The sequence below is a fragment of the Rhizobium sp. A22-96 genome, from assembly GCF_053521805.1.
This window is the reverse complement of the sequence record NZ_JBNWDQ010000002.1, coordinates 996,738-1,013,500: the sequence shown is the minus strand read 5'-3', so window position 1 is coordinate 1,013,500 and position 16,763 is coordinate 996,738. Positions and strand designations below refer to the sequence as shown.

Here is a 16,763-nt window from a genome sequence, read left to right as displayed (position 1 = left end):
TGTTGTTTTGAAAAAAAGCCCGGTTTCGCCGGGCTTTTTTGCGTCTGTCCGCTAGACTCTTGCCCGGCAAGTCATCGCAGCCGCTGCAGATAGTCGGCGCGCTCGAATGGATTGGCATTCGAGCGTTTGCGCAGGCGGGGCGGGCCTGCGGTTGGGGCATAATGGTCGAACGCATCATCCAATGTGCCCGTTCCGCTTGAGAGCCCCGGCAGCTGCTTTTGAATGCCTTGGATCATCGCAGACGCCACCGTGCCTTCCAGCCGTGCCATCCCAGCCGATATCACCGAATCCCTTGTCGATGCGCCGGATTTCGCGAGCAGGGTCGATACTCCCGTCAATGCCGTTGTCGGTATCTCGAGATGGAAGCGGTCGATCGGCTCGCACACGATCGTTTGAGCGGCAGAGAGAGCGGCGGCCAATACCAGAGGTGTCAATCGCCGAAAGTCCACGGCCGTGGTTGCGGGCGAGGTCTGGCGTGCGGCGGTCATGGCAACGTGGCAATCGATGACTTGCCAGCCAAAGATGCCTTCCTTGAGCGTTTCGAAAACCGCCTCTTCGACGGCTCGATAGAAGCTTGCGGGCATCTGCCCGACGTCCACTTCCAGGGCAAAGCTGTTGCCTGTCCCCTGTGGCCGGGGTTCGACCCGCAAGCCAACCGTTGCAAGAAAAGGGTTTGGCTCCCTGAATATGATCTCAATGCCGCTGCCCGTTCCGACAGGCCTTTCGGCGTAGATGATCGTGCTTTCCTCGAAGGCGGCCTCCAGCCCGAAATCATTTGCAAGGGTTGCCTGGATGACTTCCTTTTGCACCTCTCCGTAAAGCGAGACGGATATCTCCGATGCATCCTCGTTGGTGCGCAGATTGATGAGCGGATCCTGGTCTGCCAGCTGCATGAGTGCCAGCCACAGCGCCGCCGTGTCGGCGGGGCGGGATGGACGGACCCGGGTTTCCAGGGTCGGGGGCGAAAAATGCAGCTTGCTGGCGGATGAGCCTTCGCTGCCGATGTCATCGCCGATCTGAGCATTCGTCAGCCCGCCAATTCTGGCAATGTGTCCGGCACCGACATGCGTGACCTTGTCGATCCGGCCATTGCTGAAAACCTGGATACTGTTCACCTTTGCCTGGCCCTTCGGCAGATCGAGGTGGTCCCGGAGGGCGATCGTGCCGGAGGTCAGGCATAGATAGGCCAGCTTTTCGCCGCCCCATCCGCGCTCGATCTTGAAGATCCTGCCGCTGACCGGCCCGTCCGGGTCGGGCTTGCGGCTCGGCAGCAAGGTCGCAATAGCTGAAGTCAGGGCGCGCGCGCCGGCGCCGCTCATGGCGACCCCGGCAAAGGCGGGATGCACCAGCCCGCGTGCGATCTGATCTGCCAGGGCATGTTCAAGCCTCCGAGCGGTCAACCGATCCGGCGATAGAACATAATCGTCCATTATCGCTTCGTCGCTGGCTGCCAGGGCTTCGCAGAGAGCTGACCAATACGGTTCTTGCGCCATATCGATAGCCGTGATCTCGGCTTGCTTGCTGCCGGCATTACGAATGGCCGACATTGCAATGGGGCGTGCCGACAACTGACTCTCTATGTCGTCAAGGACTTCGGCATAGCGTGCGCCAAGGCGATCGACCTTGTTGATGAAAAACAGAAATGGGACCCCGAGCTGCCGCAATGCCCGGACCAATACGCGGGTCTGCGGCTGGACACCCTCGACGGCCGAGACAACCACGACTGCTGCATCAAGCAATCGCAGCACGCGCTCGACCTCGGCGATGAAGTCGGGGTGACCGGGCGTGTCGATCAGGTTTACGATCAGGTCGCCGATCGTAAACGACACCACCGCGGCCGCGATGGTGATGCCACGCTGCCGTTCGAGTTCGAGGCTGTCGGTCTGTGTGTTGCCGCTATCGACGCTGCCGAGTTTGTCGATGACGCCGATGTCAAAAAGGAGTCGTTCCGTAAGGCTAGTCTTGCCTGCGTCTACATGGGCCAGAATGCCCAGATTCAATGTGCGCATATCTCATCATCTTCTCAGAATTTCGGATTTGATTTTCGTGAGAAGTGAGTCGGCGCATTGGGACCTCCACATTGATTTCGGCTTGCCTTCCTCTCCATTTTTAAGAGGAAAACACCGCTATTTCTACAGGTGCCTCAAGGAGCCCGTCAAGCGCAGGCCGTTGGCTGCCTCGGGATCGGGGCGCCGCGTCCTGGGGTCAGGCCAAAGAAAAACCGGCCGTGCAGGGCACGACCGGTTGAAATCCGTTGCCGATTCTCGGTCGGCTCAATTGGTTCCGAAAGCGGTCTGCAGCAGGGTGAGCTGCGCCTTGACGCTGTTCTGGTTGTCCGGAACGATCGCGGGTTCCGTCGGACGGTAGATCTCGCGGTCGAGCAGGGCGACGCGGTTCTGCAGGCGAAGGGAGCGCTCGACGAGGTCGCGGAAGGATTCCGGCAGGTCGTTCCAGCCGGGCGCGGTGCGGTCGACGTTGAAGCCGTCGAGACGAACCTTGTTCTTCTCGGCCAAGACCTGATCGCGGGACATTTCACCGTTGTTGACGGCGCGCTGCAGCAGCAGCCAGGAGGCCATCTGCATAAGGCGGGTCGTCAGCCGCATGGATTCGGCTGCGTAGAGTACGGAGGCCATGCGCGGCAGAACCTTTGAAGCGGCGCGGCCCTGACCGTCGAGATAACCCGCGGTTTCCTCGACCAGCGACATGCCCTCGGAATACAGCGCCCTGAACTGTGCCGACGATGCGGCGTGGCCAGCAAAGCTGATCGTGTTCAACCCAAGTTCCGACATTGAATAAATCCCTGCTTCACGCAACACTTTTGTTCAGGAAAAGCCGGTCAAGTCCCTAAGAGCTTTCGGCATCCGCTTTTATGACTTTAGGATGGTGTTTTTAACTGAAATTCGCAAGGCGATTCTTAAGAAAGGGTTAATCTCCACAGTTTCGTCGGGAATGCCGATACACGACAAAAAAGAAGAGCCGCAAAAGCGGCTCTCAAGGTAAAACAGGGAGAAAAATCAGACCAATTCGCCAAGTGGAGGAACTGTCTGAGTCCAGAGCGAATCTGGATGATCCTAGTAATAAGTCGTAAAGCTTAATATTCTGTTGAGCATGTCTCAATCTTAAGCTTGTCATCCTCGATCCAGCGCCGGCAGTGGGCTTCAGAAACGAAAGAGGCTTTCCGCCGCCTTGCGGCCGGATGCCTTGGTGGCGATTTCCTCTTCCAGCCTGGCGATCTCGCTGTTGAGCAAGGCTATGCGGTTTTTCAGCTCGTCAACCGACAGTAACGACAGGTCGCTGCCGATCTCGTGTGCCGAGGGCTGCTGCGGACGATCATCGTCGAATATGCTCATTTCGGCTCCTCCATGTCCCTGAAAGGGATCAGGTGCCGTAATTTACAGTTATATCGTCCTTTTTTGAAGTCTCGCTTCTTGCCAGCGACATGCTCTCCGGCGTGATCATCTGTGCGTTGGCTGACGGCATGGTCGTATAGGCGTCGCGATCACCCGCGGGCCTTGCGGCGCGGCGGCGGCTGCGGAAGATGGAATAGGCCGTTATCAGCACGTGGGCGACGGCCGTGAGGAAGAAAAGCGAATAGGGGCCGACGGAGGACATGACCGGTCCGCCGAGAGTCGGGCCGATGATCGTGCCGATGCCGTAGAGCAGCAGCAGGCCGCCGGAAACCTTGACGAAATCCTCGGGCGCGGCGAAGTCGTTGGCATGGGCGACGGCGATCGGATAGAGCGTGTTGGCAACCGCGCCGTAGACGACCACCATGCCGATGAGGAAATAGGGGCTTGCGGGTTTGAGCAGGAAAAGCAGCAGACCGTCGAGAGCTGCGACGGCGGCCATGCCCGCCAGCACGTAGCGGCGGTCGATGCGATCCGACAGGCGGCCCGCCGGCAGCTGCATCACGGCGCCGGCAAAAATTGTCAAGCTCATCATCAGCGCGATATCGCTCTCCGACAGGCCAGCCTTGGAGCCGAAGACGGCGCCGAGCGTGCCGTAGGCGCCATTGGCGATGCCGACGAGCAGGATGCCGAGCGAGGCGACGGGCGAATTTCGATAAAGCGCCTTCAGATCGAGGCTGACGGCCTTGAGCGGCTGCGGCGAGGCGGCTGTTGACAGCGTCGTCGGCAGCATGGCGATGCAATAGCAGATGCCGCAGAACATGAAGAGGATGGGCGTGTGAATGTCGGCAAAGGGCACCATCATCTGGCCGGCGACGGCGCCGATCAGCGTGATGCCGATATAGAGCGAAAAGATCGCGCCGCGGCTCTCGTTGGTGGCGCGCTCGTTCAGCCAGCTTTCGATGATCATCGAGGTGCCGGCGGTGCAGAAGCCGGTGACGGCACGTAGCGCCACCCACCAGGTCGCGTCGACGACGATGCCGGTCAACAGCGCGATGATGGCGATGACGGAGATGAAGCCCGAAAAGGCGCGGACATGGCCGATGCGCCGGACCAGCTTCGGGGCCGTGAGGCAACCGAGGACGAAGCCGGTCGCCCAGGTTGTGCCGAGCAGGCCGAGCGTCGTGGTCGCATAGCCTTCCGCCGTGCCGCGCATCGGCAACAGCAGGCTATGCAGGCCGTTTCCCGTAAACAGGAAGAGCGTGCCGAACAGCAGGGCCAATACGGGCAAAATATTTCTTTTCATGCTCCCCACCTTCATGCGGATCCGTTTGAGGACCCGATAAGACAGGAATCCCCTCCTGCCCGTCTTCGCTATTGATTGTGTCCCGGATTGCCGCTATCGGCGTGTAGAAACAGTCTGTTGGCGCGGAAAAATGTCCGTCCTATGACGATTAGAGCATGATCGCGAAAACTGTGCAGCGGTTTTTGGTCGCGGCCATGTTCATTCTTGCGCAAACGGGGAAAAATAGCGTGACAAAAGTCATCGCGGTGCTGCTGTTGCTCGCCATGGCGGTGCATATCATCAAGCCATTGGGGCTGCCGGGCCTCAGGCGTCGAGCGGATTTCTGGAAGATCGCCATCATCGCCTTTGCCGTCTGGACGATCGCACTGATCATCAACGAGACGTTTTAGCGCGTTTCGAGCCTCGATTTGGCCTTCCAGGTGCAGTGCACTTGCAGCTTAAAGCCGGATCTCGCCGCGCATGGCGTGGACGCAGCTGCCCGAGAACAAGACTTCGTTTACCAAGCCTGCGGATTTCCTGACATCGACACTGATCAGGCTGCGCCGCCCCATCTCCACGCCTTGTTCGATGGTGATTTTGATCTCGGCATCGCGGGCTGGGAGCAGCGAGGTCAGGTAGGCTCCGAGCGCCGCCGAAGCGCTGCCGGTAGCCGGGTCTTCGGTGACATTGTCGAGCGGCGCGAACATGCGGGCACGGATATGCCACGGGTTCTCGGCCGAACGCGTGTAGAGAAAGAGCGAGAAACCGGTCTTGTCTTCCTTATGCCGCGCGGCTGCTTCGGCGAAAACAGCGGCGTTCGGGCGAGCCTTGCCGAGGGTATCGAGACCGTCCAGTTCGGCAAAGGCAAAGGGCAGGCCAACGGAGGCAAATGTCGGCGCATGCGTTGCCCGGAGGATCGATCGCGGGTCGATCTGAACGCAGCGGGCAATCAGCTCGTCGGCAACGGTCCCGCCAATCGTAAGCGGCCCCGGAGCGCGAATGCTGGCGCCGGTGACGCCTTCACCACTGCGCAGCAATGTCACATTCACCAGGCCGGCATCCTCTTCGAAGATCAGCCTGTCACCTACGGGCTTGCCGAAGATCTCCGGTTGCTGGCCAAGCGCAAAAGCGGTGCCGACATTGGGATGGCCGGCAAAGGGGATTTCCGCTGTTGGCGTGAAGATGCGGACGCGGGCCGTGTGATCCGGATCTGCCGGCGGCAGCACGAAGGTCGTTTCGGAATAGCCGAACTCGGCCGCGATCTTCTGCATGGCTTTACCGGTGAGGCCGCGCGCATCTGGAATGACGGCCAAGGGATTGCCGACGAAACGCTCCGAGGTGAAGACATCGACGGTGACATAGGCGACGGTGTTCATGGCGGCTCCCGATGGCTGTCATAGGACTGCTAGGGATATAACCGCAGGCCGGGCATGGCTGAATGCCGGAACTTGTGCCGGTGACAAGTTCGGATGATCAGCTCGATTCGTGTCAGGCCAAACGCGGGTGGGAGCTAGCCTTCAGCGACATGGCCTATCGAAAACTCCCGCGCCGCCATCAGGACAGGCATCAGCGCTCGACCGGCATCGGTCAGCTGGTATTCGACGCGCGGTGGTTGTTCGCCGAAGTCTCGCCTTGCGACAAGCCGACCATCCTCCAGCTCTCGCAGGTGTTGCGTCAACATCTTCTGTGAAATGCCCGGCATGTCCCGTTTCAATTGCGAGGTCCGCATCGATGGCTCCGCGAAAAGGCGAAACAGGATCGGAAGTTTCCAGCGCCCGCTGATCATTCGAAGCACCCTGGTGACATGCGCAACGGATCCGTCGGGACCAAGGCATACCGTCCGCTCTTCACGTTCTACAGGCACTTTAAAGTGCGTAATTGTCTCGACCATCGTTCTGTTCTTTTGTGAGCTATCGATTTCAACATAGGTATCGCGCAATGGATTTGAAACTGGACGGGAAGACCGCACTCGTCACCGGCAGCAGCAAGGGCATAGGCGAGGCGATCGCCCGGGGACTTGCTCGCGAGAGGGCGGTGGTTATCGTCCATGGCCGCGACAGGACGCAGACGGAACGGGTTGCCCGAGATATCGTCGCTGAAGGAGAACGCGCCCATGCTGTCATCGGCGATCTGACGATCGAGGACGATGTTCGGCGGTTCGTCGATGAGGCGCAGGCGCTTGCCGGCCCGATCGATATCGTGATCAACAATGCCGGCGGATCCGGCGAGGCGGAAGATTGGGCGAGCAGCCGCGCCGCCTCATGGGCGTCCGCTTACGATCGCAATGTTCTTGCTGCGGTGAGAGTAACGACCTTGCTGCTGCCGAGAATGCGGCAGGCCAAGTGGGGACGGGTGGTCAATATTTCCAGCCTGGCCGGTTTGATGCCACCAGCCTCGCGGCCGGATTATTCCGCGTGCAAGGCCGCCATGAACGCAATGACCGCCTCCATGGCGAAAGCAGTCGCGGCTGACGGCATCACGGTCAATACGGTATCGCCCGGCACGATACATAGCGGCAGGCTGGATGCCCGGTTTCGCGAGGTCGCCGTGGAGCAGGGGCTTGCGCAAGACGCGCCGTGGGAGGCGATCGAGCAAGTCGTGCTGCCAATGTTTGCCCAGGTGCCTGTTGGTCGTGTGGGAACCCTGGAGGAGATCGCCGATGCGGTTTCCTTCCTCGCCAGCCCACGGGCGGCATACATAACCGGCGTCAATCTGAGGGTCGATGGCGGGATGCTGCCGACGATTTAGGAGAGATTGGATGACAATGGCCGCAACAGATCGACAGTCTTCTTGGCTCGCAAGTGCCAATTGCGGTCATTGCGATTATCTGCGGAGCCGCTAGATTTGTCCCTTCTCCCCATGAACAAGGGAACCGCTCATTGTGGCCGAGATAATCCACCTAGATATGCCGATGGCTCTGGTAGGGGTCTGGCGCTCCGATGAAGACGACGCGAGGTCGGAATATCATGTTCGAATTCAAGGCGGTCAACTGTCAGTGACTGCAGGGGATTACATGGATGGAGAACGCTACATAGTTTCGAACGTTTCACACGATCCGCGCCGGGTGGAATTCGATACATTCATGGCATCTACCTCACGGACAGGCCACGTCATCCTGACCGCAACCAGCTCTCCTGATCGGGCGGAGATATGCTTTACCTTCACCGACATTGGCTTCTTGGCAAGACATAGAGGGGATTGAGGCAAGTGGCGAGTGCGGGCCGAGAGTGATCATGGGAGATATTGGCTACACAGGACCGAGCCTACGGCTGCGCGCTTTTCCCTTAGGAGGCTAGGCAGCAGTCAGGCCGAAAGGGAGGATTTTTCCAAATATGTGTGGCCGCGCGAACCAAAAAGCCCCGACCGCATAGCGATCGGGGCTTCTGTCCATTCAAACGCCAGCTGAAATCAGGCAGCCTGTTCGCGGTCCTTGGTCCAGCTGCCCTTGGCGGCGAGATAGTTCATCTCGGCGCGGTGGGTGAAGGCGCGCTGGCCAGCGGCGACGTTTTCAGGCTTGCCGCCCCAGGCCTTCAGCGCGCTGTCCTGCAGGGCGCGGCCATAGGAGAAGGTGACGTTCCAGGGCAGGTCATAGCCGGAGTTGATGGCGGAGAGGTGGGCGGTTGCTTCTTCGGTCGTCTGGCCGCCGGAGAGGAAGGCGATGCCGGGAACGGCCGAAGGTACGGTTTCCTTGAGAACCTTGACGGTGCGCTCGGCAACCTGCTCGACGGAGGCCTTGCGGACCTTCTTGCCGTCGATGACCATGCTCGGCTTCAGGATCATGCCTTCGAGCTTGATGCGGGCTTCGGCGAGTTCCTGGAAGACGATCTGCAGCGTCCAGCGGGTGACTTCTTCACTGCGGTCGAGGCTCTGGGTGCCGGGTTCGCCGTCCATCAGCACTTCCGGCTCGACGATCGGGACGATCTTTGCCTGCTGGCAGAGAGCAGCGTAGCGGGCAAGCGCATGGGCGTTGGCCTTGACAGCGCCAAAGGTCGGAAGCGTGTCGGAAATGGCGATCACGCCGCGCCACTTGGCGAAGCGGGCGCCGGCGTCATAATATTTCGCCAGGCGCTCGGCGAGGCCATCGAGGCCTTCGGTGACGGTTTCGCCGGGGAAACCGGCCAGCGGCTTGGCGCCGATATCGACCTTGATGCCTGGAATGCTGTCTGCAGCCCTGATGACGTCGACGAAGGGCGTGCCGTTCGCAGCCTTCTGGAAGAGGGTTTCCTCATAGAGGATGACGCCGGAGATGTATTTCTTCATCGCTTCGTCGGAGCGGAAGAGCATTTCGCGATAGTCGCGGCGGCTCTCTTCCGTTGATACGAGAGAGATGGTGTCGAAGCGCTTCTTATTCGTGGCGGTGGATTCATCCGCTGCGAGGAGGCCCTTGCCACCGGCAACCATCTTTACGGCAATGTCTTCAATTCGTTCGCTCATTTTGTTTCTCCAAGGCGATTTCAGTCGGCGACAAGATCAATATAGATCGGCGATAACAGAAGTATAGAAGGAGGGAAATGGTCGGCTAACTAATTGAAACGATTGAAATGATTTCAACCGTTTGAAACTTTCGAGGGTCATCTTAGCACTCACAGGAAAGCCGCGAAAGCCTTCGCCTTCGCGGCTCCTATCACTCGTTTGTGCGAAGCTGCTTACTTGGTGGCCTGAAGGACGGCGACACCCGGAAGAACCTTGCCTTCCATCCATTCGAGGAAAGCGCCGCCCGCTGTCGAGACATAGCTGAAGTCATCGGCAACGCCGGCATGGTTGAGCGCGGACACCGTATCGCCGCCGCCGGCAACCGAGGTCAGCTTGCCGCTCTTGGTGCATTCGGCCGCATATTTGGCGACCGCAACGGTAGCGGCGTCGAAGGGGGTAATTTCGAAGGCGCCGAGCGGGCCGTTCCAAACCAGCGTCGTGGCGCGGCCGATCCAGCTCTTGATCGACTCGACCGACTTCGGGCCGACATCGAGCACCATGGCGTCTGCCGGAATGGCTTCGATGGAGACGACCTCATTATCGGCACCAGCCTTGAATTCGCGGGCGACGACGCCGTCTTCCGGCAGGACGATCGCGCAGCCGGATGAGGCAGCCTCGATCATGATCTGCTTGGCGGTGGCGGCAAGGTCATGTTCGCAGAGTGACTTGCCGACATTCGTACCGCGCGCGGCGATGAAGGTGTTGGCCATGCCGCCGCCGATGACGAGCGCGTCGACCTTCTTCACGAGGTTCATCAAAAGGTCGATCTTGGAGGAAACCTTGGCGCCGCCGACGATGGCAACGACCGGGCGGACCGGGTTGCCGAGGCCTTTTTCCAGGGCTTCCAGCTCGGCCTGCATGGTGCGGCCGGCATAGGCCGGCAGGAGGTGGGCAAGGCCCTCGGTCGAGGAGTGCGCGCGGTGCGCAGCGGAGAAGGCGTCGTTGACGTAGATGTCGCCGTTGGCGGCAAGCGCCTTGGTGAAGGCCGCGTCGTTCTTCTCCTCTTCCTTGTGGAAGCGGGTGTTCTCGAGCAGCAGGATGTCACCATTGTTCATCTTGGCAACCGCGTCGGCTGCCGGAGCGCCGATGCTGTCGGAGGCGAAGAGAACGGCGTGATCGAGAACTTCCTCGACGGCCGGCACGATCAGGCCGAGGGAAAGGTCGGGCGAGGGGCCATCCTTCGGGCGGCCGAAATGGGCGAGCAGGATGACCTTGGCGCCCTTTTCGGACAGTTCGAGGATCGTCGGCGCGACGCGCTCGATGCGGGTTGCATCGGTGACTTTACCATCCTTGACCGGCACGTTGAGGTCAACGCGCACGAGAATGCGCTTGCCGGTGATGTCGTTGAGATCGTCAAGGGTCTTGAAGGCTGCCATGGGGAGGATCCAATATTGTTGGTGGCGTGAAGCGCGCCGACCATACTACGGATGATCGGAGACGCAAGGCGTTCAGACGTCGTTTTTGCCGGCGGTTGAATCGCTTGAAACGGCTTCTTCCGGGCGCTCGCGGCGCTTCTGCAGATAGCTGCGAAGGCTCTTCAGAATATCGTAGAGATTGATGAAGATCGGCAGGATGACCGGCGGCTCCACCGCCTCCAGCGACATGCCGACGGACTGGATATGGTCGTTCTCGTCGAGGTCGCGGACGATGAGAATGATCTCGCCAAGGCGGATGCGATCCGCATAATCGGCTTTGCCGCCCAGGCGCTGGCGCATGAGTTCGGCGATGGTGAGACCTTTTTCCTGCTCGCTCAGGAGGCCTGGCCCGTAGGCCGCGTCGAGATCGGCGGCGGGGCGCAATGGTGAGATCGAGAAGGCGCCGAAGAATTCGGCATCATCTGGATCGACCGGAGCGCGGCTGGCAAAGAGACGGTCGAGCAGGCGTGAATAGTTGGGCGAGATGAAGAGATAGACGATATCGTTTTCGCGCAGGCGGCCGGCATATTGATAGCGCATGGATTTGCCGTCGCGCACGATGAGCGAAGGTATCGCCCAGCGCGGAATACGCTCGCCGCGTAGAACCGCGCTGTCCTTGAAGACTCGATAGGAAATCAGCTCGTGATTGACCGCGCCCGGCAGATCGACCTCGACCTTGTCGATCGCGCCCATGCGTCGGGGAACGATAAGTGCGAGGCGGCGCGCCATGGGCTTGATCGTCCAGCCCTGGACGAGCAGCGACACCAGCACGACGATGAAGGCGACGTTGAAATAGGTCTGCGCCCTCTCGAGATTGCCGAGGATCGGCATGATGGCGAGCAGGATGGAGACGGCGCCGCGCAGACCAACCCAGGCGACGAAGCCGGTCTCGCGCTGGGTATAGTCGAAGGGCAGCAAGCAGAGCCAGACGGCGATCGGCCGGGCTACGAAGATCAGGAACAGCGCCAATGCGATCGCCGGGATGGCGATGGCGGGAAATTGCGATGGCGTGGCGAGCAGGCCAAGCACGAGGAACATGATGATCTGCGCCAGCCAGGTCATGCCGTCCTGGAAGCGCTTGATCGAGGCCGAAGCAGGCATCTTGCGATTGCCGGCATAGATGCCGGCGACATAGACGGCGAGGAAGCCGCTGCCGCCGACCGCGCCGGTAAACGAGAAGACGAGGAGCGCCAGCGCCAGCACGAAGATCGGCGTCAGGCCGCGATCGGTATCGAGGCGGCTGACGATGAGGACGATCATCATGCCGCCGAGCAGGCCGAGGATGACGCCGAGCCCCATCTGCTGGACGAAGGTCGCCAGCATGACGATGTTGATGCCGGCATAGCCTTCGCCGCTCGCCAGCAGCTGGACGAGGGCCAAGGTCAGGAAGATGGCCATCGGGTCGTTGGTGCCGGATTCGACCTCCAGCGTCGAGCGCACCTTGTCGCGGATATTGATGCCGCCGATGCGCAGCAGGAAGAAGACGGCGGCAGCGTCGGTAGAGGCGACGATCGAGCCGAGCAGCAGGCCTTGCAGCCAGGTGAAGCCGAGCAGCCAGGTGGCGGCAAGGCCGAATAGGCCTGCGGTCACCAGAACGCCGGCGGAAGCGATGGTCAGTGCCGGCGCCGCTGCGAGCTTGAAGGCCTGGATCGGCGTGCCGTAGCCGGAATCGAAGAGGATGATGGCCAGCGCCAGCGAGCCGAGAATATAGGCGAGATAATTGTTGGAGAATTCGATGCCGAGACCATCGGTGCCTGCGGCCAGACCGATCATCAGGAACAGCAGCAGCAAGGGGGCGCCAAAACGGAAGGCGATGAGGCTCGAGAAAGCCGCTATCAGGACCAGGACCGTGCTGACCAGCACGATGACGTAAAATGCCTCCACCTTTTCATTCCCCTCTTCCGTGCGCCGCTGCCCGGACCAGAGGCCCGGGATATAAGAAATCCCTCCGTCATCCATTATGGCGTTGCGCCGCAGCGATTGGCAAACACGGTATCGTGCGAGCAGGGTCTTGAAATTGAACCTGCTCCGACGATTGCAACGTCATGGTGTGATGCGCCTCGCCAGAACGGCAAAGCGGCTTGGAATACCCTGGGAGATTTCCTGCTCAAAATTTATTGGTAAATCTGGACCATAGCAGGGCAGGGTACGAAAAGATTCGAAATGTTTTTACGGCGATGCGCGGGTCGGCATCTACTCCCAATCAGACGTCGACGCGCCTGAAGTAGATCGGATAGTCGATCACGAGACCATCGGCGTCGACGGGCAGGTCCACGGTGAAGGCTCGGTCCTGCGCTGCGTAGCGATAGAGCTTTTCCGGCACGATGCAGGTGTAGTGCTGGCCATCGCACACAGGCTCGAAACTGTCGAAGGGAATATAGAGCATCGAAAGCTTCGCCGTTCCGTCTTCCGGCTGCAGCTCGAGCCGGCGGATTGGCAGGCTGTTGGTGAAGGGCGAACCATAGAGATCGATGTCGATGCATCCGTCGAATTGCGGCAAGGCGCGGCCGTCTTCGGTGCGCCAGTGACCCTTGCCGTCGGAGAGCAGGGCAAGGCGTCGGCCATCCGTCGTTTCGACGCTAAAGGATAAAACGGCCCAGTCGGCGGCGCAGTCGATGCGGTAGAAGACGCCGTACGGCAATCCGCCGCGACCTCCTACAATAACGCCACTGGCGCGAATGGTCGCGCCAGTGGCCGTGTCGTTTATTGGGGCGATCGTCAGGTGCTCCAGCCCGTCTCCTTCGATCGGACGCCAGCGCACTGTCGTCGGAAGGAGAGGGCGGAAGGCCATGATCAGATCAGCTTGGCAAGCGCGACGGCCGTGTCCGACATGCGGCTGGAGAAGCCCCATTCGTTGTCGTACCAGGACAGAACGCGCACGAAGTTGCCTTCCATGACCTTGGTCTGGTCGGTCGCGAAGATCGACGAATGGCTGTCATGGTTGAAGTCGCGGGAAACCAGCGGCTCGTCGGTATAGCCGAGGATGCCCTTCAGCTTGCCGTTCGATGCAGCCTTGATGGCCTCGTTGATTTCGCCGACCGTCGTTGCCTTCTTGGCCACGAACTTGAAGTCGACGACCGAGACGTTCGGGGTGGGAACGCGGATCGAGGTGCCGTCGAGCTTGCCCTTCAGGTGCGGCAGGACGAGACCAACGGCCTTTGCGGCGCCCGTCGACGTCGGGATCATGGACAGGGCTGCGGCGCGGGCGCGGTACAGGTCCTTGTGCATGGTGTCGAGCGTCGGCTGGTCACCCGTGTAGGAGTGAATGGTCGTCATGAAGCCATGGTCGATACCGACGGCGTCGTCGAGAACCTTGACGACCGGCACCAGGCAGTTCGTGGTGCAGGACGCGTTGGAGATGACCAGGTGCTCCTTGGTGAGCTGGTCGTGGTTGACGCCGAAAACGACGGTCAGGTCGGCACCGTCGGCAGGAGCCGAAACGATGACGCGCTTGGCGCCGGCCGTCAGGTGTGCGGCGGCCTTGTCGCGAGACGTGAAGATGCCGGTGCATTCCATCGCGATATCGACGCCGAGATCACGATGCGGCAGCGTCGCTGGATCCTTGATGGCGGTAACCTTGATCGGCTTGCCGCCGCCAACGATGATCGTGTCGCCTTCGACCTTCACGTCTGCCGGAAAACGACCATGGATCGAATCGTAACGCAGAAGATGAGCGTTGGTCTCGACCGGGCCGAGGTCGTTGATGGCAACGACTTCGATGTCGGTACGGCCGGATTCGACGATGGCGCGCAGAACGTTACGGCCGATACGGCCAAAGCCGTTGATGGCTACTTTTACAGTCATTGAAATTCACTCCCGTTCACTCAGGGTGTTTATCTATTGGATTTGAAAGCGCTTGTCAGCGCCCTCAGGAAAGCTTTGCCTCGGCGGCGGCGACAACGGCTTCGGTGGTGATGCCGAAGTGCTTGTAGACGTCCTTGTAGGGAGCGGAAGCGCCGAAGCCCTTCATGCCGATGAAGGCGCCTTCCGGTCCGATGAACGCATCCCAGCCTTCGCGAACGCCGGCTTCGACCGCGACCTTGACGGGCGAATTGCCGAGCACTTCCTTGCGGTAGGCGTCCGGCTGCTCGAAGAAGAGTTCCGTGCTCGGGACAGAAACGACACGGGTGGAAATGCCTTTGCCTTCCAGAACCGTGCGGGCAGCGACAGCCAATTCAACTTCGGAACCCGAAGCGAAGATCGTCACCTTGGCGTCGGCGTTACCAGCCAGCGTGTAGGCGCCCTGTTCGCAAAGGTTCTTTTCGCTGTATTCGGTGCGGGCCGCCAAAAGGTTCTGGCGGGTCAGCGCGAGACCGGAGGGGCGATTGGTCGTCTTGATGGCGATCTGCCAGCATTCCGCCGTTTCGGTTGCGTCCGCCGGGCGGAACAGCATGAAGTTCGGGACAGCGCGCAGGCTGGCGAGCTGCTCGACCGGCTGGTGGGTCGGGCCGTCTTCGCCGACGCCGATGGAATCATGCGTCAGGACGTGAATTGCGCGGATGCCCATGAGGGAAGCGAGGCGGAGCGGCGGGCGGCAATAATCCGAGAAGATCATGAAGCCGCCGCTATAGGGGATGAGACCGCCATGTAGCGCGATGCCGTTCATCGCGGCAGCCATGCCGTGCTCGCGGATGCCCCAGTGCATGTAACGGCCGGAGAAATCGGTCGGAGTGATCGACTTCATCTGGCTGGTCTTGGTGTTGTTCGACGGTGTCAGGTCGGCGGAGCCGCCGATCGTTTCCGGAATGAAGCCGTTGATGACTTCCAGCGCATCTTCCGATGCCTTGCGGGTTGCGAGCGTCGGCTTGGTTTCGGCAAGCTTCTTCTTGTAGTCGCTGATGGCAGCGTCGAACCCGGCGGGCAGTTCATGGGCAAAGCGGCGGGTGAATTCAGCCTTCTTGCCTGCTTCCGCACCGGCAAGCCGGCCTTCCCAGGCTTCGCGGGTGCCGATGGAGCGTTCGCCGGCAGCACGCCATTCACCGAGAATGTCGTTCGGGATGACGAAGGGCTCGTAGGGCCAGTTCAGCGCAACGCGGGTCGCGGCAATTTCCTCGGCGCCGAGCGGCGAGCCGTGAACCTTGTGGGTGCCCTGCTTGTTCGGAGCGCCGAAGCCGATGATCGTCTTGCAGGCGATCAGGGTCGGGCGGTCGGACGTGTGGGCGGCTTCGATGGCGGCGCTGATGGCCGCCTGGTCGTGACCGTCGACTTCGATGGTGTTCCAGTGAACGGCCTTGAAGCGGGCGACCTGATCGGTCGAGTCCGAAAGCGAGACGGCGCCGTCGATGGTGATGGAGTTATTGTCCCAGAACAGGATCAGCTTGTTGAGCTTGAGGTGGCCGGCAAGCGCGATCGCCTCATGGCTGATGCCTTCCATCAGGCAGCCGTCGCCGCACATGGCATAGGTATAGTGATCCTGCAGCTCCGAGCCGAATTCCTCGCGCAGCTTGCGCTCGGCGATCGCCATGCCGACGGCATTGGCAATGCCCTGGCCGAGCGGTCCGGTGGTGGTTTCGATGCCCGTGGCATGGCCGTATTCCGGGTGGCCGGCGGTCTTGGAGCCGAGCTGGCGGAAGCGCTGGAGCTCATCGACCGTCATGTCCGGATAGCCGGTGAGGTAGAGAACCGAATAGAGCAGCATCGAGCCGTGGCCAGCCGACAGGACGAAACGGTCGCGGTCCGGCCAGAGTGGGTTCTTCGGGTCAAACCGCAGATATTTGCTAAAGAGAACGGTGGCGACATCAGCCATCCCCATCGGCAAACCGGGGTGACCGGAATTGGCCTTCTCGACAGCATCCATGGCAAGGAAACGGATTGCATTTGCCATCCGGTCGTTTTGTTCGCGAGAGATCATGGGTTTTTCCGCAATGTTCCGGGTTCGGGGGATGGCCGCACACTTGGGAGGGAAGCCATCGGTTGAAAGGCGGGCAGAAGGGAGACAGACGGTCCTCTGAACTCCATTTTCAACGTCGCCTCAGACGGCTGAGACATAGCAGTTGGGGCGAGCAAGTCAATAAATCGAGGACCCAATCCGGGGCCGCTGCGGCAATTTTTTAACATTTGCCCGTTCACTTTTACAAAAGACGACAATGATGCGACAAAGCCTGTGCGGTAGGCAAAGGCGACATTCATCCACAGAATAGGGGACCTGCCGCATGGCCGCCTTTATTGACGTGCAGTCGCCGAGTTGAATATTGTTGCGAAATCAGACAAGTGGCCGGATGTTTTGATTCGGGCCTTGCGCGG

At 60.5% G+C, this 16,763-nt stretch carries 14 protein-coding genes; 2 read left to right on the top strand and 12 right to left on the bottom strand.

Features of this window, described 5'->3' with window-relative positions; all coding sequences use genetic code 11:
* Positions 1 to 71: 71 nt before the first annotated feature.
* From ACQZ6F_RS11390 to ACQZ6F_RS11375, 4 genes are all read right to left on the bottom strand, one after another.
* Positions 72 to 2,009 carry a GTP-binding protein gene (locus ACQZ6F_RS11390; RefSeq protein WP_449091764.1) on the bottom strand — a complete coding sequence of 646 codons (1,938 nt, stop codon included), beginning with the start codon at positions 2,007 to 2,009 and terminating at the stop codon, positions 72 to 74.
* 264 nt (positions 2,010 to 2,273) lie between these two features.
* A complete protein-coding gene (gene rcdA / locus ACQZ6F_RS11385) occupies positions 2,274 to 2,789 on the bottom strand; it encodes a protease adaptor protein RcdA (protein ID WP_068400266.1) in 516 nt (171 codons plus the stop codon).
* Positions 2,790 to 3,158: 369 nt separating this feature from the next.
* Positions 3,159 to 3,350, bottom strand: coding sequence for a DUF1192 domain-containing protein (locus ACQZ6F_RS11380; RefSeq protein ID WP_077469488.1), 192 nt, complete (start codon positions 3,348 to 3,350; stop codon positions 3,159 to 3,161).
* A 28-nt stretch (positions 3,351 to 3,378) separates the two neighbouring features.
* Positions 3,379 to 4,653: an MFS transporter gene (locus tag ACQZ6F_RS11375; RefSeq protein WP_449091765.1), complete on the bottom strand. Its 1,275-nt coding sequence runs from the start codon at positions 4,651 to 4,653 to the stop codon at positions 3,379 to 3,381.
* 227 nt (positions 4,654 to 4,880) lie between these two features.
* Here ACQZ6F_RS11375 and ACQZ6F_RS11370 point away from each other — a divergent pair, with 227 nt between their 5' ends.
* Positions 4,881 to 5,042, top strand: a complete 162-nt coding sequence (locus ACQZ6F_RS11370) for a hypothetical protein (RefSeq protein ID WP_169055381.1) — start codon at positions 4,881 to 4,883, stop codon at positions 5,040 to 5,042.
* Between the two features lie 48 nt (positions 5,043 to 5,090).
* Here ACQZ6F_RS11370 and ACQZ6F_RS11365 read toward each other — a convergent pair whose 3' ends face one another.
* Together ACQZ6F_RS11365 and ACQZ6F_RS11360 are read right to left on the bottom strand one after the other, a co-directional pair.
* Complete coding sequence (locus ACQZ6F_RS11365; protein ID WP_449091766.1) at positions 5,091 to 6,008, bottom strand: PhzF family phenazine biosynthesis protein; 918 nt, start codon at positions 6,006 to 6,008, stop codon at positions 5,091 to 5,093.
* Positions 6,009 to 6,142: 134 nt separating this feature from the next.
* The gene (locus ACQZ6F_RS11360) at positions 6,143 to 6,523 is read right to left on the bottom strand and encodes a winged helix-turn-helix transcriptional regulator (protein ID WP_449091767.1); all 381 of its coding nucleotides are present in this window, start codon (positions 6,521 to 6,523) and stop codon (positions 6,143 to 6,145) included.
* 47 nt (positions 6,524 to 6,570) lie between these two features.
* Here ACQZ6F_RS11360 and ACQZ6F_RS11355 point away from each other — a divergent pair, with 47 nt between their 5' ends.
* Positions 6,571 to 7,380: an SDR family NAD(P)-dependent oxidoreductase gene (locus ACQZ6F_RS11355; protein WP_449091768.1), complete on the top strand. Its 810-nt coding sequence runs from the start codon at positions 6,571 to 6,573 to the stop codon at positions 7,378 to 7,380.
* 660 nt (positions 7,381 to 8,040) lie between these two features.
* On the opposite strand, the gene ACQZ6F_RS11350 is transcribed toward ACQZ6F_RS11355, so the two are convergent.
* The 6 genes from ACQZ6F_RS11350 to tkt form a co-directional block, all read right to left on the bottom strand.
* Positions 8,041 to 9,066, bottom strand: a complete 1,026-nt coding sequence (locus ACQZ6F_RS11350; RefSeq protein ID WP_174072163.1) for a class I fructose-bisphosphate aldolase — start codon at positions 9,064 to 9,066, stop codon at positions 8,041 to 8,043.
* Positions 9,067 to 9,278: 212 nt separating this feature from the next.
* The gene (locus ACQZ6F_RS11345; protein WP_077469493.1) at positions 9,279 to 10,481 is read right to left on the bottom strand and encodes a phosphoglycerate kinase; all 1,203 of its coding nucleotides are present in this window, start codon (positions 10,479 to 10,481) and stop codon (positions 9,279 to 9,281) included.
* A gap of 72 nt (positions 10,482 to 10,553) precedes the next feature.
* Complete coding sequence (locus ACQZ6F_RS11340; protein WP_449091769.1) at positions 10,554 to 12,404, bottom strand: potassium/proton antiporter; 1,851 nt, start codon at positions 12,402 to 12,404, stop codon at positions 10,554 to 10,556.
* A gap of 319 nt (positions 12,405 to 12,723) precedes the next feature.
* Complete coding sequence (locus ACQZ6F_RS11335) at positions 12,724 to 13,311, bottom strand: putative glycolipid-binding domain-containing protein (RefSeq protein WP_449091770.1); 588 nt, start codon at positions 13,309 to 13,311, stop codon at positions 12,724 to 12,726.
* Positions 13,312 to 13,313: 2 nt separating this feature from the next.
* Complete coding sequence (gene gap, locus ACQZ6F_RS11330; protein ID WP_449091771.1) at positions 13,314 to 14,324, bottom strand: type I glyceraldehyde-3-phosphate dehydrogenase; 1,011 nt, start codon at positions 14,322 to 14,324, stop codon at positions 13,314 to 13,316.
* Between the two features lie 64 nt (positions 14,325 to 14,388).
* Positions 14,389 to 16,371 (bottom strand): transketolase, encoded by a 1,983-nt coding sequence (gene tkt / locus ACQZ6F_RS11325; protein WP_449091772.1) that lies wholly within the window; start codon positions 16,369 to 16,371, stop codon positions 14,389 to 14,391.
* Positions 16,372 to 16,763 lie beyond the last annotated feature (392 nt).